At 66.1% G+C, this 19448-nt stretch carries 23 protein-coding genes; 4 read left to right on the top strand and 19 right to left on the bottom strand.

Annotated elements, in window-relative coordinates:
- Positions 1 to 16: 16 nt before the first annotated feature.
- The 9 genes from ACFQ4E_RS10225 to ACFQ4E_RS10185 all read right to left on the bottom strand — a co-directional run bounded on the left by ACFQ4E_RS10225 (position 17) and on the right by ACFQ4E_RS10185 (position 7433).
- Entirely contained in the window at positions 17 to 595 is a 579-nt protein-coding gene (locus ACFQ4E_RS10225; RefSeq protein ID WP_386803189.1) for a c-type cytochrome, read from the bottom strand.
- A complete protein-coding gene (locus ACFQ4E_RS10220) occupies positions 592 to 1854 on the bottom strand; it encodes a PQQ-dependent sugar dehydrogenase (RefSeq protein ID WP_386803187.1) in 1263 nt (420 codons plus the stop codon). Before ACFQ4E_RS10220 ends, ACFQ4E_RS10225 begins: the two co-directional genes overlap by 4 nt.
- Positions 1855 to 1945: 91 nt before the next feature.
- Positions 1946 to 3514 carry a GMC family oxidoreductase gene (locus ACFQ4E_RS10215; RefSeq protein ID WP_386803185.1) on the bottom strand — a complete coding sequence of 523 codons (1569 nt, stop codon included), beginning with the start codon at positions 3512 to 3514 and terminating at the stop codon, positions 1946 to 1948.
- A gap of 14 nt (positions 3515 to 3528) precedes the next feature.
- The gene (locus ACFQ4E_RS10210) at positions 3529 to 4056 is read right to left on the bottom strand and encodes a Twin-arginine translocation pathway signal (protein WP_386803184.1); all 528 of its coding nucleotides are present in this window, start codon (positions 4054 to 4056) and stop codon (positions 3529 to 3531) included.
- 63 nt (positions 4057 to 4119) lie between these two features.
- Positions 4120 to 4515, bottom strand: a complete 396-nt coding sequence (locus ACFQ4E_RS10205) for a VOC family protein (RefSeq protein WP_386803183.1) — start codon at positions 4513 to 4515, stop codon at positions 4120 to 4122.
- Positions 4516 to 4688: 173 nt separating this feature from the next.
- Entirely contained in the window at positions 4689 to 4982 is a 294-nt protein-coding gene (locus ACFQ4E_RS10200) for a ribbon-helix-helix domain-containing protein (RefSeq protein WP_386803181.1), read from the bottom strand.
- A gap of 118 nt (positions 4983 to 5100) precedes the next feature.
- Positions 5101 to 6216: a CaiB/BaiF CoA transferase family protein gene (locus tag ACFQ4E_RS10195; protein WP_386803179.1), complete on the bottom strand. Its 1116-nt coding sequence runs from the start codon at positions 6214 to 6216 to the stop codon at positions 5101 to 5103.
- Positions 6213 to 6887, bottom strand: coding sequence for a DsbA family protein (locus tag ACFQ4E_RS10190; RefSeq protein WP_386803178.1), 675 nt, complete (start codon positions 6885 to 6887; stop codon positions 6213 to 6215). The genes ACFQ4E_RS10195 and ACFQ4E_RS10190 overlap by 4 nt, the downstream gene beginning before the upstream one ends.
- A gap of 33 nt (positions 6888 to 6920) precedes the next feature.
- Entirely contained in the window at positions 6921 to 7433 is a 513-nt protein-coding gene (locus ACFQ4E_RS10185) for a DUF721 domain-containing protein (RefSeq protein ID WP_386803177.1), read from the bottom strand.
- 220 nt (positions 7434 to 7653) lie between these two features.
- Between ACFQ4E_RS10185 and mutY the strand changes: the two genes are divergently transcribed.
- Both mutY and ACFQ4E_RS10175 read left to right on the top strand, forming a co-directional pair.
- Positions 7654 to 8691, top strand: a complete 1038-nt coding sequence (mutY, locus tag ACFQ4E_RS10180; RefSeq protein ID WP_386803176.1) for an A/G-specific adenine glycosylase — start codon at positions 7654 to 7656, stop codon at positions 8689 to 8691.
- 77 nt (positions 8692 to 8768) lie between these two features.
- The gene (locus tag ACFQ4E_RS10175) at positions 8769 to 9893 is read left to right on the top strand and encodes an alkane 1-monooxygenase (protein WP_386803174.1); all 1125 of its coding nucleotides are present in this window, start codon (positions 8769 to 8771) and stop codon (positions 9891 to 9893) included.
- Positions 9894 to 10038: 145 nt separating this feature from the next.
- On the opposite strand, the gene ACFQ4E_RS10170 is transcribed toward ACFQ4E_RS10175, so the two are convergent.
- The 7 genes from ACFQ4E_RS10170 to ACFQ4E_RS10140 form a co-directional block, all read right to left on the bottom strand.
- Positions 10039 to 10830 carry a prephenate dehydrogenase/arogenate dehydrogenase family protein gene (locus tag ACFQ4E_RS10170; RefSeq protein ID WP_386803173.1) on the bottom strand — a complete coding sequence of 264 codons (792 nt, stop codon included), beginning with the start codon at positions 10828 to 10830 and terminating at the stop codon, positions 10039 to 10041.
- A 373-nt stretch (positions 10831 to 11203) separates the two neighbouring features.
- Positions 11204 to 11767, bottom strand: coding sequence for a F0F1 ATP synthase subunit B (locus tag ACFQ4E_RS10165; RefSeq protein WP_386803172.1), 564 nt, complete (start codon positions 11765 to 11767; stop codon positions 11204 to 11206).
- A gap of 5 nt (positions 11768 to 11772) precedes the next feature.
- Complete coding sequence (locus ACFQ4E_RS10160) at positions 11773 to 12312, bottom strand: F0F1 ATP synthase subunit B' (protein ID WP_386803170.1); 540 nt, start codon at positions 12310 to 12312, stop codon at positions 11773 to 11775.
- Between the two features lie 83 nt (positions 12313 to 12395).
- Complete coding sequence (locus ACFQ4E_RS10155; protein WP_386803168.1) at positions 12396 to 12632, bottom strand: F0F1 ATP synthase subunit C; 237 nt, start codon at positions 12630 to 12632, stop codon at positions 12396 to 12398.
- 65 nt (positions 12633 to 12697) lie between these two features.
- Positions 12698 to 13465 (bottom strand): F0F1 ATP synthase subunit A, encoded by a 768-nt coding sequence (locus ACFQ4E_RS10150; protein WP_386803166.1) that lies wholly within the window; start codon positions 13463 to 13465, stop codon positions 12698 to 12700.
- A complete protein-coding gene (locus tag ACFQ4E_RS10145; protein WP_386803164.1) occupies positions 13455 to 13772 on the bottom strand; it encodes an AtpZ/AtpI family protein in 318 nt (105 codons plus the stop codon). The genes ACFQ4E_RS10150 and ACFQ4E_RS10145 overlap by 11 nt, the downstream gene beginning before the upstream one ends.
- 271 nt (positions 13773 to 14043) lie before the next feature.
- Positions 14044 to 14313, bottom strand: coding sequence for a hypothetical protein (locus ACFQ4E_RS10140; protein ID WP_386803163.1), 270 nt, complete (start codon positions 14311 to 14313; stop codon positions 14044 to 14046).
- 300 nt (positions 14314 to 14613) lie between these two features.
- Between ACFQ4E_RS10140 and ACFQ4E_RS10135 the strand changes: the two genes are divergently transcribed.
- Positions 14614 to 14961, top strand: coding sequence for an ArsR/SmtB family transcription factor (locus tag ACFQ4E_RS10135; protein ID WP_386803162.1), 348 nt, complete (start codon positions 14614 to 14616; stop codon positions 14959 to 14961).
- Here the strand turns inward: ACFQ4E_RS10135 and ACFQ4E_RS10130 are convergent.
- Positions 14897 to 15841, bottom strand: coding sequence for a DMT family transporter (locus ACFQ4E_RS10130; RefSeq protein WP_386803161.1), 945 nt, complete (start codon positions 15839 to 15841; stop codon positions 14897 to 14899). The two genes, ACFQ4E_RS10135 and ACFQ4E_RS10130, sit on opposite strands and share 65 nt — an antisense overlap.
- Positions 15838 to 16713 (bottom strand): LysR family transcriptional regulator, encoded by an 876-nt coding sequence (locus tag ACFQ4E_RS10125; RefSeq protein ID WP_386803159.1) that lies wholly within the window; start codon positions 16711 to 16713, stop codon positions 15838 to 15840. The genes ACFQ4E_RS10130 and ACFQ4E_RS10125 overlap by 4 nt, the downstream gene beginning before the upstream one ends.
- Before the next feature lie 133 nt (positions 16714 to 16846).
- Between ACFQ4E_RS10125 and ACFQ4E_RS10120 the strand changes: the two genes are divergently transcribed.
- Entirely contained in the window at positions 16847 to 17431 is a 585-nt protein-coding gene (locus tag ACFQ4E_RS10120; protein WP_386803157.1) for an FMN-dependent NADH-azoreductase, read from the top strand.
- Positions 17432 to 17465: 34 nt separating this feature from the next.
- Here the strand turns inward: ACFQ4E_RS10120 and uvrC are convergent, their stop codons facing one another.
- Positions 17466 to 19343 (bottom strand): excinuclease ABC subunit UvrC, encoded by a 1878-nt coding sequence (gene uvrC, locus ACFQ4E_RS10115; protein WP_386803155.1) that lies wholly within the window; start codon positions 19341 to 19343, stop codon positions 17466 to 17468.
- Positions 19344 to 19448: the final 105 nt, after the last annotated feature.

Here is a 19448-nt window from a genome sequence, read left to right as displayed (position 1 = left end):
GTCGCCGAGCCCCGGATCAGGAGCCCGGTTCGGTGATCTCGAGCTGCACCTCGGAATACCAATCCGCCGCGGCGCGGATCTCTTCGTCGGTCATGTCGGCGGCGATGGCGGACATGATCTCATGCGTGCGCTTGCCGCGCTTGAAGGCCTTGAGCTGGGTGTCGATGTAGATGTTCGTCTCGCCCGCGAGGTTGGGCGCATTCTCGATCACCGCGATCCCGTCGACACCGTGGCAGGCCACGCATTGCTCGGGCGCGCCCGAGGGATCGGCGGTCAGCGTCGCGGTCGCCGTCTGGCTGGAATACCAGGCCGCGAGATCGGCGATCTGGTCGTCGGTGAGCATCTTGGCGACGACGGTCATCATCTCGTGCTCGCGGGTGCCCTCCCGGAAGGCGGTCAGCTGGGCGGCAAGATAGGACGCCGGCTCGCCCCCGATATGGGGCGCGATCGGCACCTGCGCGTAGCCATTGGCCCCGTGGCAGGTCCGGCACTGGCCCGAGAGCTTGCGGCCGTTCTCGGCATCGCCCGCGACCTCGGCCTGGGCCGTCCCGGCGAGCATGAGCCCGCCGAGAACCGTTGTTGCGAGACGCCTCATTCAGAGGCACCGCCGGGCTTGTAGGCGATCCGCCAGATCGCGCCCGCGAAGTCGTCCGAAACCAGCATCGAGCCATCCGCGAGGAACGCGATGTCCATCGGGCGTCCGCGATACTCGCCGGTCTCCTCGTTCAGCCAGCCGTCCGCGAAGACCTGCGCCTCGGTGGCGTTGCCCTCTTCGTCGAGCTGGGTGAACATCACCCGCGCGCCGACCGGCGTTGTGCGGTTCCACGATCCGTGCTGGGCCCAGAAGATGCCGCCGTGATACTCGTCAGGATAGGACGAGCCGGTGTAGAAGCGCATGCCCAGATCCGCCGCATGCGCGGTCAGCTCGAGCTGCGGCTCGACGAACTCGACCCCTTCGGGACGCGGCACGTTCTTGTAGTCGGGGATCTCGACCCGGCTGTTGGTCCAGGGGAAGCCGAAATGCTGGCCCGCTTCCGTCTGGCGGTTCAGCTCGCCCGGCGGGATGTCGTCGCCCATGCCGTCGACCTGGTTGTCGGTCCACCACAGATCGCCATTGGCCGGGTTGAAATCATGCCCGACCGAGTTGCGGACCCCGCGCGTGTAGACCTCGCGGCCCGTGCCGTCGGTGTTGATCCGGATGATGCCGCCGATGCCGAGCTTGTCGTACATCTCGACCTTCTCCTCGGGCTGCACGTTGTAGGGCTGGCCGAGCGAGATGTAGAGCTTGCCGTCCGGCCCGACGCGGCAGACGCGCGCGGTGTGGTTGAAGCTTTCCTCCTCGGGCGGGATCAGCTCGCCCTGCTCCACGACCACGGCCACCGGCTGGTCCGGCCCTTCGAAGAAGAACTCGGCCGCGGGGAAGTTCAGCACGCGGTTCCGCTCGGCGATGTAGAGAAACCCGTCGGGCGAGAAACAGGGCCCGTTCGGGATGTCGAAGGTGATCGACGGGGCGAAATCCTTGACCTCGTCGGCGATGCGGTTGCGGTCTCGGTCGACGACCGACCAGACCTTGTCCTTGCGGGTACCCACGAAGGTCACCGTGCCCTGAGGCGCGACGGCCATCGACCGGGCATCCGGGACCACGGCATAGAGGCTGACCTCGAACCCGTCGGGCACCGAAATGTACTCGACGATGGAGCGCAGGCTGTCGGCGCGCTCGCCTTCCTGGTCGACGAAGGTGAAGGCCGCGTCGGTCTTCTGCATGTTGGACAGCTTGTTCATGTTGTCGTCCTGCGCGAGCGCAGACGACGCCAGGAGCGCGCCCATGGCGATGGAGCTCGTAAATATCTTCATTTTGTTCCTCCCTGGAATTGAGGACGGGCCGCGTGAGTTCGCGGCCCGCCCAGATCGTTAAACTGGGCCGAAGCGGCCTCGCGTCAAAGCGTCACAGATTTCCTGCGTTCATCTCTGAGGCGATATGGTCGGCCTGCCGGATCGCCAGTGCCACGATGGTCAGCGTCGGGTTCTCCGCCGCGCCGGTGGTGAACTGGGAGCCGTCCGAGACGAAGAGGTTCGCGATGTCGTGGGTTTGGCCCCACTTGTTGACGACCCCGTCCGCCGGGTTCTCGGACATCCGGTTGGTGCCGAGGTTGTGGGTCGAGGGATAGGGCGGCGTCGGCATGGTGCGGGTCGCGCCCACCGCCTCGTAGACCGCCGAGCCCTGCTTGTAGGCATGGTCGCGCATCGACTTGTCGTTCGGGTGGTCGCTGTAGTTCACGTTCGCGACCTTGAGCCCGTAATGGTCCTCGACATCCGAGAGCGTGACCGCGTTGCTTTCCTGCGGCATGTCCTCGCCCACGATCCACATGCCGGCCATGTTCTCGTAGCTGTCGAGCGCGGTGGTGAACTCGCGGCCCCAGGCGCCGGGATTGAGGAAGGCCGCCATGAAGGGCAGGCCCAGCGACAGGGTCTCGAGCTCGTAGCCGCCGACGAAGCCGCGCGACGGGTCGTGCCGCGCCTCGTCCTGGATGATGCCCGCCATCGTGGTGCCGCGCCACATCCGCACCGGCTTGTCGAAGGTCGCATAGACCGAGCCCGTGAGGTGCCGCATGTAGTTGCGGCCGACCTGGCCCGAGCTGTTGGCAAGCCCGTCCGGGAACATCGACGAGGACGAGTTCAGAAGAAGCCGCGGGCTCTCGAAGGAGTTGCCTGCGACCGCGACGATGCGCGCCTTCTGCATCTGCAGGTTGCCGTCCGCGTCGAAATACTCGACGCCCGTCACCTTGCCGGTGTCGTCGTGGAGGATGCGCGCGACATGGGATTTCTCGCGCACCTCGAGATTGCCGGTCGCCTCGCCGCGCGGGATGTCGGTATAGGCCGCGGACCACTTGGCGCCCCATTTGCAGCCTTGGAAGCAGAAGCCGGTCTGCTGGCAGGCCATCCGGTCGTCGTAATCCGACGAGTTGATCGCCATGCGCCCGGTATGGACCTCGCCATAGCCGAGCTTCTTGGCGCCCGCCTCGAAGACCTTGAAGTTGTTGTTACCCGGAAGGCCCGCGCGGTCGCCGGTGCGGGTCACGCCCAGCTTGGTTTCGGCCTTTTCGTACCAGGGTGCCATCTCATCGGCGTCTATCGGCCAGTCGAGAAGGTTCGCGCCCTCGACCGCGCCGTAATTCGTCAGCGCCTTCCACTCATGCGGCTGGAAGCGGATCGAGGCGCCCGCCCAGTGCGTGGTGGTGCCGCCGACGGCCTTCACGATCCAGGCGGGCAGACCGGAGAAGTCCTTGGCCACGCGCCAGTCGCCCGAGGTCGTCCGCGGGTCGAGCCAGGCCAGCTGTCCGAAGCTTTCCCATTCGTCGTTGATGTAATCCTCGGGCAGGTAGCGTCCGCCGGCCTCGAGGGCCACGACGGAGATGCCTTTCTGCGCCAGCTCGTTGGCCAGAACGCCGCCGCCGGCGCCGGTGCCGATCACCACGACGACGCTGTCGTCGTTCATATCAAAAGGTGCAGCCATGTCTCAGTCCTCCCTCAACCGATCCACGAAATGTCGTCGAAACCGCGGTTGATGTAGCCGCCCTGCGAATAGGACTCGCCCTCGTAGCCGAAGATCGGCCAGACCGCTTTCTGGTTGTAGAGGCCGGTGACCAGCCCGCCGCGCACGGTCTGGAAGAACTCGCTGTCCTCGATCGCCTCGAGCACCTTCACCCGGTCCGCTTCCCAGCCGATATCGAGATAGGAGCCGTGGCCCATCTCGGACGCCTTGGCGTTCACCATCTCGATGCCCGCCTCGGTCTTGTCGACCGCGTCGGGCGTGTCGTAGCCCTTGACGGCGGCGACGTAGAACTCGTCCGCCACCTTGTCATGCGGGTAGATGTCGCGCGCCATCTGAACGAGCGTCGCGAAGCTGTCGGGCTTCATCGCGTTCATCTCGGTGGCCCAGGCCGCGCCCTTGCCGGTGACGAAATTGGCGCCGACGACAAAGCTCGCCCCCGCCGCCATACCGCGCGACAGAAGCTCGCGCCGGGTCAGCCCCTTGAGGCTCTTGGTCATGGTCATGTCAGGTCTCCTCCCTCTGACCGGTTGCAATCGGCCCCGCGCCTCCCAGGCGGGGCCTGAAACTCACTTGAAGCGCCCCGAGCGCTCCAGCACTTCGATCTCGTACCCGTCGGGATCGGCCACGAAGAAGAACCGCCCGACGAGCTTTCCGTCGGGCGCGAATTCGACCAGCTTGCGCGGGTTCAGTCCTTCGGCCTCGAAGCGTGCATGTTCAGCGTCCAGATCGTCGACCGAGACCGCGAAATGCCCGTAGCCGTTGCCGAGATCGTAGGCCTCCTCCTGGCCCTTGTTGATCGTCAGCTCGAGCTCGAACTCCGATTCCGGGTTGGACAGATAGACGAGTGTGAACTTCTCGAAATCGAGCCTGTCCGCGATCTTCAGCCCGAAGGCCTTGTCATAGAATTCGACCGACCGCGCCTCGTTGAGAACGCGAATCATGCTGTGGATGGCTTTGGCCATACCGCCTCCCGGTTGGTTCTGTGCTTTGGTGAGACCAAGCATGCAGAGAGTGAGGCGGGAGGGGGTAGTAGGGACGTACTACATCGCGACAGAGTGACGATGCGCGGCCCCGCGGATGAAAAAAGCCCGGCCAGATCAGCCGGGCTTCGGTCCTGCAAAGGGGGCGGCGGGCCTCACTCGGCGGCGAGCACCTCGGGCCTGCGATCCTGGACGCGGTCGAGATAGATCAGGCATGTCGTGCGCAGAAGAGACGTGAAATTCTCCGGTTCGCCGCGCAGTTCGAGAACCTCGGAATGCAGCTTCGACAGGAAGCCCGGGGTCGAGACGCCCTCGCCCTCGGCGATCTCGTCGAGCGTGTTCCAGAACGCGTTTTCCAGCCGGATCGACGTGGATTGCCCGTTCAGGCGCAAGCGCCGCGTCACCGAGCGATACCTGTCGGGATCCTGACCCGCAAAGACCTGACACATCGGTCCTAACCCTCCGATTTTCTCCCTAAGGATGCCGGCGTCTCACGCGCCAGGTCCATCCTGCACTCAGTATGATAGCGGGTCGCCCCGCGTCCTACTAATACTAAAGTGCTGTATGTCAGCCCTTGCCCAGCTTCGGCGCGGCGCGCTCGAAACTCAGCTCGGCATCGGAGAACCGCACCGGCGAGCGCACCCCGGGAACGCCCTCGGGCGAGATCCTGAGGCCCCGCGCGACGACCTGCGGATCCGAGAACACCTCGTCCATGTCGTTGATCGGACCGGCCGGCACGCCCTCGGCCTCGCAGGCGGCCAGAAGTGCCGCCTTGGTCATGGTCCGGGTCGCGGCGCCGAGCGCCTCGGTCAGCGCGGCGCGATGCGCGACGCGGTCGGCATTCTGCGCGTAATCGGGGTCGTCCGCGAGTGCCTGCAAGTCCAGGAGCCCGCAAAGCCTGCGGAACTGCCCGTCATTGCCGACCGCGATGATGATATGGCCGTCCGATGTCTCGAAGACCTGGTAGGGCGCGAGATTGGGATGGGTGTTGCCGATCCGGCCGGGCGCCTCGCCGGTCGCGAGGTAATTGAGCGACTGGTTGGCGGTCGCCGCGACGGCGCAGTCGAGCAGCGCCATGTCGATATGCTGGCCCCGCCCGGTGCGCGCGCGCTGGTGGATCGCGGCAAGGATCGCGTTCGAGGCGTAAAGCCCTGTGAAAAGATCGGTGATCGCGACACCCGCCCGCAGGGGCTCGCCGCCCTCGGGTCCGGTGATCGACATGAAGCCGGACATGCCCTGGATGATGTAGTCGTAGCCCGCGCGGCCCGAATAGGGGCCGTCCTGCCCGAAGCCGGTGATCGAGCAATAGACCAGCCGCGGGTTGATCGCCGCGGCGCTGGCATAGTCGAGCCCGTATTTCACGAGCCCGCCCACCTTGAAATTCTCGATGAGGATATCCGCCTCGGCGATCCGCGCGCGCATCTCCGCCTGACCGGCGTCCGAGGCGAGGTCCACGACCACCGACCGCTTGCCGCGATTGCAGGAATGGAAATAGGCGGCGGAGCGGTCGCCCTCGCGCTCGATGAAGGGCGGACCCCACTGGCGCGTGTCGTCGCCCTGCGGCGCCTCGATCTTGGTGACCTCGGCGCCCATGTCGGCCAGAAGCTGACCGGCCCAGGGGCCGGCCAGGATGCGTGCGAGCTCGATGACCTTGAGGCCGGCGAGCGGTCCCTGACCGCTCATTCCCCGAGCTTGTCGTCGAGCACCTTGCGGAACTCGTCATAGGGCATGTTCGAGTATTTCTCGCCATCGATGATGAAGGTCGGCGTCGAGGAGACGTCATCGGCGGTGGCGTTCTCCTGATACCAGCCGACGAGCGAGCGCAGCTTCTCGCCATCGGTCAGGCAGGCTTCGAGCTGGTCCTTGTCGAGACCGGCCAGAAGCCCGATCTTGCGCAGCCCGTCGGCAATCGCGCCATCGGCGCCCGCACGGGCCCAGGTGTTCTGACCGGCATAGATCATGTCGGTGATGCCGAAGAACTTCTCCTGCCCGCCGCAGCGCGCCACGAGGCTCGCCCACATGCCGTATTTGTCGAAATAGACCTCGCGATAGGTGAAGCGCACCTTGCCGCTGTCGATGTAATCGGCCTTGAGCTGGTCGAAGACCTCCTCGTGGAACCGCGCGCAATGCGGGCAGGTGTAGGAGGCGTATTCGATCACCTCGACCGGCGCGTCCTCGGCGCCCAGGGTCATGTCCGCGATCTCGACCGCCTCGGTCGGCGCGGCGGCCTCCTGCGCCATGGCGGCGCCGGGCAGCGACAGGCCGGTGGGCGTCTGGACGGGCTGGCCGAGGAACCAGCCGCCCCCGGCCACGAGAACGGCGGCAAGAGTGGCGGGCAGCAGGAAACGGGTCATGGGCAGAAACCTCTTTCTGTCAGTCTGGGGCGGTCAGCCCCGGGATTTCGGGTTGGATAGGACGTTCCCGGCCAGACGTTCAAGCGCGGCGCGCAGACCGTCATCGGCGACGCCCTCCGAGACGCCGCGGGCACGGGCCAGGGTTTCGGGATCGGGCGCGGGCGGCTCGGCGGCGGGCGCGGGCGAGAACGCGACCTGCCCCTCGGCAAAGCCGCGCGGCGCGGTCTGGGTGATCCGCACCCGGCGGATGGCGTTGTAGCCGTAGACCGCGTTCACCTTGTCGCGGATGCGGTCCTTTTGCATCTCGAGAACCGGCGCATGGGCGCCCGTGGTCAGAAGCGTCAGCGACGCCCCCATGCCGCCGCGCCCGAAGCTCACCTCGACGGGCCGCGCGATCGAGGCGATCTCGGCGCCGACGATCTCGTCCCAATGGGTCAGCACGCGCGATTGCGCGAAGCCCCGGCTTTCCGAGGCCTTGCGGATCTGCCCCTCGAGGAGCGAGGCGGTGCGGGCGAAACCCCGCGTGGTGGAACGCTGGCGCTGCATGAGGGCGGCCTTTCTGATCGCGCGTCACTCTACCGGGCCGGACGGCGGGTGCCAGAGGCGATTGCGGCCCCGCCCATCAAAGCCGGTTGATCGGGACGTGACAGCGGCAGCGCCGCTAGGCAATAACGTCGGGCCTGTCAGGCCATGACCACCCGCCACCGCGCTTGAAATCCGCGCGCCGCTGCGCCACCTCTGCGCGACCATGAGCCCCGGAGACCCGATGCCCGATCCGAGCGACCTTCTGGAGTGGTACGACCGTCACGCCCGCGACCTGCCCTGGCGCGTGCCTCCGGCGGCGCGCAAGGCGGGCGTCGCGCCCGATCCCTACCGGGTCTGGCTGTCCGAGATCATGCTGCAGCAGACCACCGTCGCCGCGGTCCGCGACTATTTCCTGAAATTCACCGCGCGCTGGCCGACCGTCACCGATCTCGCCCGCGCCGAGGATGCCGATGTCATGGCCGCCTGGGCCGGGCTCGGCTATTACGCGCGGGCACGCAACCTCCTGAAATGTGCGCGGACGGTCGCCAGCGAGCATCAGGGGCGCTTTCCCACCGATCACGCGACGCTCCTGACGCTACCCGGGGTCGGCCCCTACACCGCCGCGGCGATCTCGGCGATTGCCTTCGACCGGCCGGAGACGGTTGTCGATGGCAACGTGGAGCGTGTGATGGCGCGCCTCCATGACGAGCACCAGCCGCTGCCGCAGTCGAAGCCGGTGCTTACCCGCTATGCCGAGGCGCTCACCCCCGACACCCGCCCCGGCGATTACGCGCAGGCGGTGATGGATCTCGGCGCCACGATCTGCACGCCGCGCAGCCCGGCCTGCGGTCTCTGCCCCTGGCGCTCCGACTGCGCCGCCTGGGACGCGGGCACGGCGGCGGAGCTGCCGAAGAAGAGCCCCAAGAAGCGCAAGCCCACGCGCTTCGGCATCGCCTATCTCGCCCGCCGCGTCGACGGCGCCTGGCTCCTCGAGCGCCGTCCCGAGCGCGGACTTCTGGGCGGCATGCTCGGCTGGCCGGGGTCGGACTGGGGCGATGCCCCGTTCGAGGCCCCGCCGATCCGGGCCGAGTGGAAGGCCTTGCCCGAGGACGCGCGCCACACCTTCACGCATTTCCATCTCCGCCTCAGCCTCAGGACCGCGCTGGTGCCGATGGACCGCACCCCTGAGCGCGGCGAATTCATCCCGGCCGAGGCGTTTTCGCCCGACGATCTGCCCACGCTCATGCGCAAGGCCCACGCCCTTGCGTCAAAGGGCTGAGCGGGGCTTGGCGCGCGGCCCGGTTCGCGGCATTTTGGAGCCGAGGTGATACAGGCTCAGAACCCGGAGAATCGCATATGATACCGGCCGCCCGGCTGTCCGCCGCCCTGCCCTTCTGGATGTCGCTTCTCCTGCTGCCGATGCCCTGGATCGGCGCGGTCTGGGGCGGCTGGTGGCTGGCGCTGACACCGCTCTGCACCTGGTATCTCTTCGGGATGCTCGATGCGGCCCTGGGTCTCGAGACCGACAATGCCGATCCGAACACGCCCGAGGACCGGCTGCGCTGGTACCGGGTGATCACGCTGATCTGGGCACCGCTGCAGGCGGCGTCGCTCTTCGGTCTGATCTTTTACGCGACACGGGCCGAGCACCTGGGGTCTGGAGAGCGGATCGCGCTCTTCTTCGGCGTCGGCGTTCTGACCGGAACGGTGGGCATCAACTATTCGCACGAGCTCATGCACCAGAAGAACCGGCTGGAGCGGCGGCTGGCCGACGTTCTGCTGGCGATGGTGCTCTATTCGCATTTCCGCACCGAGCATCTGCTGATCCACCACCGCTATGTCGGAACGCCGCGCGACCCGGTGACGGCGCGCTACAACGAGGGCTTCCACCGGTTCTATCCGCGCGTGCTCTGGGAAAGCTGGACCTCTGCCTTCGAGGCCGAACGCGCGCTCCTGGCCCGCAAGGGCCTGCCCTGGCTGCATCACCGGAACCCCTTCGTGCTCTACTGGAGCCTGCAGGCACTGTTTCTCGGGCTCGCCTACGGGCTGGGCGGCTGGTCCGGCGTCGGGCTCTTCCTGGTGCAGGCGGGCGTTGCGGTCTGGCAGCTGGAGCTCGTCAATTACGTCGAGCATTACGGGCTGACGCGAAAGCATCTGGGCCACGGGAAATACGAGCACGTTCTGCCGCGCCATTCGTGGAACGCGTCCTTCAAGGCGTCGAACTGGCTCCTGATCAATCTCCAGCGCCATTCGGACCACCATTACAAGCCCGACCGACGCTTCCCGCTTTTGCAGAGCTATTCCGAGGACGAGGCGCCGCAGCTGCCCTACGGCTATCCGGTCATGTCCATCGCCGCGATGATCCCGCCCATCTGGCGCCGGGTGATGAACCCGCGGGTGCGGGCGTGGCGGCGACAGTTCTATCCCGAGATCGAGGATTGGTCGGACTACAACAAGGGCCGGACCCCGCTGCCCCGGTGACGCGGTGTCCCGCTGGCCCGGTGCGGGGCTCTTGGTGAGCGGCGCGCGGGGATGACAGCGCTGGTGCGTGCGGCAAAATCAGGAGTGTGGCTAGGAACGGGTCTGGTCAGCTCTGAGGATGGCGCTGCCGTTGGGCGCCGCTCACTCAACGTCCGCTGTCGTCGCATATCGGTGTTCGCAAGGCTGTTTCCAGCTCGGCACTCAAATCCGCGGCCAGATCAAAAAACCGTCGTCGCACTGTCTCGGCATAGGGGTTCGCCTTCTCGATCGCTTCGAACACTTCCGGTGCATCGTGCTGAACCATGGAGACTGCCTCGGACAACAAATCAAAACTCTTCGTTGTCATGCGCGTCGGCAAAGGCCCCATGCGCAGCAACACCTTGGCGATGAGATGTGTCAGCCCTTGGACAATCGCGGCGTCTTTGTCGTGATCTTCCGGGGTCGATATGAGGACGGTCAGACCCAGAGCCTTGCGCAGGAATGCAGCCAGCCGCGCATGCCGACTTCCCCGGATGGGGCAGACCGCGATTTTCAACCCCTCGATACCCCTCGCGGCGCTTTGAGGGCCGAACAAGGGGTGCGTTGCGACGATGTCCACATGGCTCGGTAGCCGCCGCCGCATGATGTCCGATGGGATGGTTTTGACCGAGCCAACATCGACAATCAGCGCCCCGGGTCGACACGCCACCGCGATCTCTCCGACAACCGTCTCAAACGAGGACACAGGCGCCGCAATGAGGATCACATCCGCCCGCGCGACCGAGCGCAACGATGTCAGCGTCACTCCGAGGCGCTTGGCGGACGCGGCAACGGACGGAGACGGATCGTGGGCCGTGATTTCGAAATGCTGGCCGAGATGACGGGCGGCAAGTTGTCCGAACGCACCGAACCCGGCGATGCCGAGCGTCGGCTTCTGAAAGCGATTGTTGTTTTTCATTTTTCGACCTCTGAAGTGCCGCCTGGCAAAAGGTCGAGTGGATGTTGACCGCTGTCAGGGGCAGCGGAAAACCAATGATGAATGATCCGCAGTTATGAAAGCTGCGGATAATAGTCCTGCGATGCGAAGAACATGTTCACCATGCGGGCAGAGATAGAGCACCCTGGAACGCAGCGTCAATGCGATTGCTCAACAGCGGTCCTTGGTCGTGGCGTAGCATCGGGGAGGTATGGGCTCGATGCCGAGCCGCGCTGCGCTTTGCCCAAAGGCTTCGATCCGTTGGATATGATCGACCGACGCTCCTCGCGGACAGTCGAACAAAAAAACCCGGGCCGATCGGCCCGGGTTTTTCAATAAAGTCTGGATCGAAAGATCAGTGCAGTTTCTGCCCGACCGTCTCGATCGACTCGTCGATCAGCTTGGAGCGCTGCTCGGCGCTCATCTGCTGCGCCATGACCTGGCGCGCCGCCTCGACGGCGACCGCGATGGCGCGTTCGCGCACTTCGCGGACCGCATCGTCCTGCGCGGATTCGATCTGCTCCTCGGCGGCCGCGAGGCGGCGTTCGATGGATTTCTGCAGATCGACCTTGGCCTGCTCGGCCTGCGCCTTGGCGTCTTCGCGGGCATGCGCGACGATACGGTCGGCCTGGTCCTGGACCTCGCGAGCCTTGCGCTCGTAGGAGGCCAGAAGGCTCTGGGCTTCCTCGCGCAGCGCGCGCGCCTCGTCGAGCTCCTTCTGGATGCCCTCGGCACGCTTGTCGAGCATGCCCGCCAGAAGCGTCGGGACCTTGAAGTAGATCAGGACCGCGATGAAGAGCAGGAAGGCCAGGAGCACAACGAAGTTGGTGTTGTGCAGCGAAAAGAACGGGCCGGACGCCGCGGCGGCGGGGCTTGCGACAGCCCCCAGCGCGGCAGCGGTCAGAGCAAGATGTCTCATGTCGCTCATCCTTTCAGCCGGTCGTTCACGGCAGCGTCGATCTGGCCCTTGTCGGCAGAGCCGCCCAGCGCGGCCACGAGGGCCTCGGCGGTGTCCTTGGCGACAACCTCCACGTTCTCCAGCGCCGAGGCGCGGATCTCCTGGATTGCCTTCTCGGATTCGGCGGTCTTCTCGGCGATGCGGGCGTCGGCCTTGGCCTGTTCCTCGGCCACCTGCGCCTTGATCTCCTCGCGGGTCTCTTCGGCGATCTTCTGAGATTCGGCCCGCGCGTCGGCGAGCGCCTTCTCATAGGCGGCCTCGGCCTCTTCGGCCTGCTTCTTGAGGTCTTCGGCCCGGGCGAGGTCGTTGGTGATCGTGCCCTGGCGTTCCGCGAGGATCGCCGCGATCCGCGGCAGCGCGATCCGCGACAGCACGAAGTAGATCACGACCAGCGTGACCACGAGCCAGAAAATCTGGTTGCCGAAGGTCGAGAAATCGAGCTGCGGCATGCCGGGTGCGGTTTCGGGGCTCTGCGCCACGCCCTCGGCTACTTGTTCGGTCGCCATGTCGTTCTCCGGATCAATCTGGTGTCACGGGCGGGCCGGGAGACCCGGCACCGCCCGCGCGTAAGGATCGGTGTCGGAGCGTCTTAGACGGCGAACATCAGCAGGAGCGCGACGAGAAACGAGAAGATCCCCAGCGCTTCTGCGAACGCGATGCCGATGAAGAGGGTCGCGGTCTGCGACGCGGCTGCGGACGGGTTGCGCAGGGCACCGGCAAGGAAGTTGCCAGCCACGTTGCCCACACCGACGGCTGCGCCACCCATGCCCATGCATGCGAGGCCCGCGCCGATGAATGCGCCCATTTGTACGATATCGCCTTCCATGATCTTCTCTCCTTACGATGGAATTGCGTGGATGTCGGAGGGGATGCGCACCCTGCGCACCGCCCTTAGTGATGCGGATGCAGCGCGTCCTTGAGGTAGACGCAGGTCAGGATGGTGAACACGTAGGCCTGGATGAAGGCCACGAGGATTTCCAGCCCGTACATGGCGGTGATCGCCAGGACCGAGAGCGGCGAGATCGCGGCGATGGCGGCGAAGGCCGCGAACACCTTGATCACCGCGTGACCGGCCATCATGTTGCCGGCAAGACGGATGGAGTGGCTCACGGGGCGCACGAAATACGAGATCACCTCGATCACGGCGAGGATCGGCCGAAGCGCCAGGGGCGCCGAGCTCACCCAGAACAGTTCGAGGAAATGCGCGCCGTGCTTGATGAAGCCGAGGATGGTGACCGCGAGGAACACCGCCATCGCTAGGATGCCGGTCACGGCGATGTGGCTGGTGGTGGTGAAGGCCATCGGGATCAGGCCCAGCACGTTCGCGAGCACGATGAACATGAAGAGCGTCATGATGTAGGGGAAGTACTTGACGCCTTCCTTGCCGGTGACGTCCTCGACCATCTTGTAGATGAAACCGTAGGCCAGCTCGGCCACGGATTGCAGACGGCCCGGGACGATCGAGCGGCCCGAGGAGCCGACGACCAGGAGCAGGATCACGGCGAGCACGGTGATCGCCATCCAGAGCGTGACGTTGGTGATGGTGAACATGCCCACCGGCCCGTCTCCGAAGAGCGGGCTGACGATGAACTGGTCCATCGGGTGGAAGACCAGACCGGTTTCCGCTTCGCCGTGCCCGCCTGCTGCTTCAGTCGCCATCGCGTGTTCCCTCGTTCTCTCCGGCCTGTTCGGCCAGCTTCGTCTCTTGGATCTCGTTGGCGCTGCGGATCATCGTTTTCACGCCCGCCACGAAGCCCAGCAATGTAAACAGCACCAAGGCCCAGGGACGCGTTCCCAGAAGGGCGTCCAACCCGAAGCCGATGCCGAAGCCGATCCCCAGACCGGCCACAAGTTCAATCACCATCCTCCAGGCAAGATGCGCCTGAGAATAGTGCTCCTCCTGGTGCTTTCGCTGCGGCGCTTTGGCCGCCTTGGCCGCTGCGATCCGGGCCTCGAGTGCGGCCATGCGGCTCTTGTCCTCGGGGTTAGCCACGGGCGCGAAGCTCCACTTGGAGTGTCGCGCTGGTGCTACGCGGAGAGTTGACAGGAGTCAACTTCGCGCAATTGACTGGATTCAAAGGAAATTTTCACCCGCACCGGGCATCCTCGACGCCATCTGGCGGAAATGCTTATTCAACCCGTCGGTTGAGGATCTGTGCGGGGGCCGGAAAAGAGAAAGGCGCGCCCATTCGAGCGCGCCTTTCAGGAAACCTTTGTGCAGCTATGCTGCGGGCAAATTACTCTGCGTCTTCTTCGGTCGAGGTGTCGCTCTCGTCGTCGTCCGACAGAACGGCTGCCAGAGCGGCCGCTGCGACGATGCCGCCTGCGACGAGCGCGCCGGTCGAGCCCATCGGGAAGCTCGAGGAGGAGGGAGCGACCATTTCGTCTTCGACGACGATCACGTCCGGCTCCATCATCACGGCATCTTTGCCGCCAGCGAAGGCCGAGGTTGCGGTCAGTGCGGTGGCTGCGGCCGCGGTGATCAGAGCCTTGATGGTCGTGGTCATGAGTCTCTTCCTCAATAACTATGGGTTCGCCTGGTCGCGTTTATACACGTCTCCGGCTTCGGGTTACCATCGCCCAAGCTATACTGGCAACACGCAAAGTCAAAAACTGCGGCCATGCAATCACACAAGTCTTGATAATGTGCCTATTCGCGCGGCTTTTCGCGCATTCCCGGAGAGTTTTCCGCAATTTTCCCACCGTCTGGCTCGGTTTTTGCCCCGATCCCGCCGCCTCCGGCGCACCGATGCTGCGCGACAGAATCGCGCTTGACCCGGAGCAAGGCGCGGCGTCTATGCTCCCGCATGCCCCGCCCCGCCCCGGATCTCGACGCCGTTTTCGCCGCTCTCGCGGACCCGACCCGGCGTCGCATCCTCGAGATGCTGCTCGAGGACGACATGGCGGTGACCGACGTGGCCGAACCGTTCGAGATGTCGCTGGCGGCGATCTCCAAGCACCTCGCGATCCTCGCCGCCGCCGGTCTGATCAGCCAGGACAAGCGCGGCCGGGTGAAGTGGTGCCAGCTCGATCCCGACGCGATGCGCCATGCCAGCGTCTGGATGCAGAGCTTCGGGCAGTTCGAGGCGATCAATCTCGATGCGTTCGAACGGTTCCTGACGCAGGAGCGGCTTCAGCCGCCCGAGGAGACCTAGCCTCCTCGTCCCGCAACAGGAGAAGCAGCGCGATGGCCGTCAGTCCGACGCCCACGAGGATCGTGCCCGCGGGCGTGCCGTTTCCGAGCGCGAGCTCCCAGACCAGCACCCAGCTCGGGACGAGATAGGTGTAAGCCATGACCTTGGCCGAGGGCAGATGCTGCGCGCCGAAGCGCAGGCAGGCGAAGCTGACCACGGTGGCGAAGGTCGCCGTGTAGCCGAGCGTGATCCAGACGATCGGCGGCAGGCGCGCCCAGTCCGTATCAACGATCGACGGCCCGCCCCAAAGCAGGAGCAACACCGCGCCGGTCACCAGCACCCCGGTATTGAACTCGGCCGCGCTCTCGCCGCGGTTCAGGCGTTTCAGGAGCGGGGTGTAGAGCGCATGGGCCAGGACGCCAGTGAAATAGATCGTCTCGCCCTGCCCAACCGCGAATCCGAGGAACGCCTGCCAGTCGGCGCGGAACACCACCCAGAGCGCACCGATGCCTCCGATGGTCAGGGCCAGCGCCATGCGCAGCGTCGTGGCCTGACGCAAGAGCCACCAGCCGAAGACCGCGCTGATCACCGGGGTCAGCGTGAACACCGCCGAGAGGCTGACCGGCGCCGCCGTCTTCAGCCCTTCGAACATGGTGACGAAGTAGAAGACGAAGAGCCCGGCGAGCAGCAGATAGCGCCAGGGCGCCGCGAAGGCCGCGGGACGGATCGGTCCGGAGGCCCGCAGCCAGACCAGCATGATGCCGCCCGCGATCACGAAACGCACCGCGTTGAACGCGTCGGGCGAGATCAGAGGCGCGGCCATGCGCCCGAGCGAGAACGACCCGGCCACGAGGGCCGAGAAGGCGAGCATCGCGAGATGGCCCCTGGCCGCGCCGCTCACGCCTCGCCCGCCGACTGCTCTTTGAGATGCTTGAGGAAGGCCTGCACCTTCGCGGTGCGGTGCAGGTCGACATGTGTGACGAGCCAGAGCTGCACGCTCCAGTCGTCCAGGGGCGGCATGATCTCGGTCAGGTCGGGATGCGCGGCCGCGGCGCGACCGCCGACGAAGCCGATGCCGATCCCCTCGACCACGGCGCGCTCGAGGACACGCGTGTCGGCCGAGCGGAAGACCACGTTCTCGCGCGGGACGGTCGACGACATCCAGCGGAAGAAGGGCGCGCGGTTCTCGTGATTGTCATGGCCGACGAAGCGGTGCTTGGCGAATTCCGAAGGCGCGGTCGGGAGGCCGTGCTCGGCGATGTAGGACTTGGCCGCGTAGAGACCGACCTGAGCGCGCTGGAACGGCTGGACCACGTTGTCCGGCTCCTGCGGCTGCGGTCCGGCCCGGAGCGCCACATGCGCCTCGCCATATTCGAGCCGGAAGACCCGGTCATCGGTCAGGTAGCGGAGCGTCACCTCGGGGTAGAGCTCGCGGAAGCTCGCAAGCGCGGGAAGGAGCTGCGGCGCGAAATTGATCAGCGAGGTCACGAGCAGCTCGCCCGAAACCTCGGAGCCGCGGCCCTTGATCCGCCCCGCAAGCTGCTGGAACTGGTCGTCGGTGGCCTGCGCCACGCGCATCAGGTCGGCGCCCGCCTCGGTCGCGGTGTAGCCGCGCGCGTGCCGCTGGAAGAGCTTGACCCCCAGCCGACCTTCCAGCGCGTCGATATGCCGGATCACCGTGGCGTGGTGGACGCCCAGCACCTCGGCCGCGCCCGAGACCGTGCCCATGCGCGCGACCTGAAAGGCCGTTCGGATCTCGTCCCAGTTTTCCATCGCGTCCTCTTATGTGCATCGATCCACGCTGTCTGTGTGTGTGGCGCGATTGCGTGATTTTTTGCAATACCCAACTCAGGCGGGAACGCGGCTGACACCGCTCATTGGCTCAGAAAACGAACTGGACAGACAGATGACCGCACATACCGTTCTCCGCATCGACAGCTCCGCCCGTCACCAGGACTCCGTGTCCCGCCGGTTGACCGACCAGGTGATCGAGCGCCTCGCCCCCGAAACCGTCGTCACCCGCGACCTCTCGAACACGCTGCCGCTGATCGACGAGGCCTGGATCGGCGCGAACTTCACCCCCGCCGACAAGCGCAGCCCCGAGCAGCGCGAGACGCTGGCGCTCTCCGACAGCCTGATCGACGAGCTGAAGGCCGCCGACACGCTGGTGATCGGCCTGCCGATCTACAACTTCGCCGCGCCCACCACCTTCAAGGCCTGGGTCGATCTGGTTGCCCGCGCCGGCGTGACCTTCCGCTATTCCGAGGCGGGCCCCGAGGGTCTTCTGACCGGCAAGCGCGCGATCCTCGTGGTGACCTCGGGCGGCACCGCCGTCGGCTCCGAGATCGACTTTGCCAGCGGCTACGTGAAGCACGTGCTGTCGTTCATCGGCATCACCGATATCGAGGTGGTGACGGCAGATCGTCTGGCCGTCGACCCCGAAGGCACGGTCAACAAGGCCGAAGAGCAGGTCGCGCGCCTGGCCGCCTGATCCTCCGCGCCCGGGTCACGGGCCCGGGCGCGCCCTACCCTTTTTCGTGGAAGAAGCCGTAGATCCGCTCTGCCAGCGCTTCGGACACGCCGTCCACCGCCTTCAGATCCGACAGGTTCGCCCGGCTGACCGCCTTGGCCGAGCCGAAATGCGCCAGAAGCGCCCGCTTCCGCGCGGCACCGACGCCCGGCACCTCGTCGAGCGGGTTGGCCGAGACCGCCTTGGACCGCTTCGCCCGGTGGGTGCCGATCGCGAAGCGGTGCGCCTCGTCGCGCAGGCGCTGCACGAAGTACAGGACCGGGTCGTTGTGGCGGAGCGCGAAGGGCCGCTCGCCCACGCGGTGGAACTCTTCCTTGCCCGCGTCGCGGTCGATGCCCTTGGCCACGCCGACCATCGCGACATCCTCGACCCCGTGCTCGACCATGATCTCGTGCACCGCGCTGACCTGACCGGCGCCGCCGTCGATCAGAAGGAGGTCGGGCCAGAGCCCCTTGTCGCGGTCGGGGTCTTCCTTGAGGAGCCGCTTGAAGCGGCGGGTCAGCACCTCTTTCATCATGCCGAAATCGTCGCCGGGCGTCAGATCGTCGCCGCGGATGTTGAACTTGCGATACTGGTTCTTCAGGAACCCGTCCGGTCCCGCGACGATCATCGCGCCGACCGCGTGCGCGCCCTGGATATGGGAGTTGTCGTAGACCTCGATCCGCTCGGGCGCGCCGTCGAGCCCGAAGGCCTCGCCCAGACCGCGCAGGAGCTTCGCCTGCGTCGCGGTCTCGGCCATCTTCCGGCCGAGGCTTTCGCGGGCGTTGCGCATCGCGCCCTGCACCAGTTCCGCCTTCTCGCCCCGCTGGGGCACCTCGATCGCGACCTTCCGGCCGAGCTTGCCCGACAGCGCCTCGCACATCAGGTCGGCATCCTCGATCCCGTGGGACAGGAGCAGGAGCCGGGGCGGCTCTTTCGTGTCGTAGAACTGGCCGATGAAGGCTTCGAGCACCTCCGCCTCAGACACGTCCATCCCGGCGCGGGGATAGAAATCCCGGTTGCCCCAGTTCTGGTTGGCGCGGATGAAGAAGACCTGCACGCAGGCCTGCCCGCCCTCCATATGGAGCGCGATGATATCGGCCTCGGTCACGCCGCGCGGGTTGATGCCCTGCGAGGACTGCACCTGCGTCAGCGCGCGGATGCGGTCGCGCAGGGCGGCGGCGCGCTCGAACTCCATGTTGTCCGAGGCCTCCTGCATCTGTGCCGCAAGCTGGCCCTGGATCTTGGTCGAGCGCCCCGACAGGAAGCGCTCGGCATCGCGCACGCTCTCGGCATAGTCCGCCTCGGAGACCTTGCCGACGCAGGGCGCGCTGCAACGCTTGATCTGGTGCAGGAGACAGGGCCGCGTGCGGCTGTCGAAGACCGAATCCGAGCAGTTGCGCAGCAGGAACACCTTCTGAAGCTGGTTCAGCGTGCGGTTCACCGCGCCCGCACTGGCGAAGGGGCCGTAATAGCTGCCCTTCTCGCGCTTGGCGCCGCGATGCTTCTTGATTTGCGCGAAGGTATGATCGCCGGTCACGAGGATGTTCGGGAAGCTCTTGTCGTCGCGCAGGAGCACGTTGAACTTGGGCTTGAGCTGCTTGATCAGGTTCTGTTCGAGCAGCAGCGCCTCGGTCTCGGTGCGCGTCGTCAGGAACATCATCGACGCGGTCTCGCGGATCATCCGGTCGATGCGCGGGCTGTGGCCCGCGGGGCGCGCGTAGTTCGACACCCGCGCCTTGAGGTTGCGCGCCTTGCCGACATAGAGCACGCGGCTCTGGGCATCGAGCATCCGGTAGACGCCCGGGCTGGTGTCGAGCGTCTTCAGATAGGACTGGATGCAGGCATGCCCGGTCGGACCCTGGGGCTCTGCTGTTTCGGTCGTTTCGGTCATGTCACCTTCACGAATCGCTGTCGGCCGTCCCTCGATTCGACACCGTCGGGCTGCCCCGAACGCCAGAGCCGATCAAGAGCCAATGCCGATTGAGCGCATGTGGAT

The sequence above is a fragment of the Litorisediminicola beolgyonensis genome (assembly GCF_042679605.1).
In the GTDB taxonomy this organism is placed as follows: domain Bacteria; phylum Pseudomonadota; class Alphaproteobacteria; order Rhodobacterales; family Rhodobacteraceae; genus Litorisediminicola; species Litorisediminicola beolgyonensis.
Note: the sequence above shows the minus strand (reverse complement) of the source record. Positions and strands in the feature narration are given on the sequence as shown.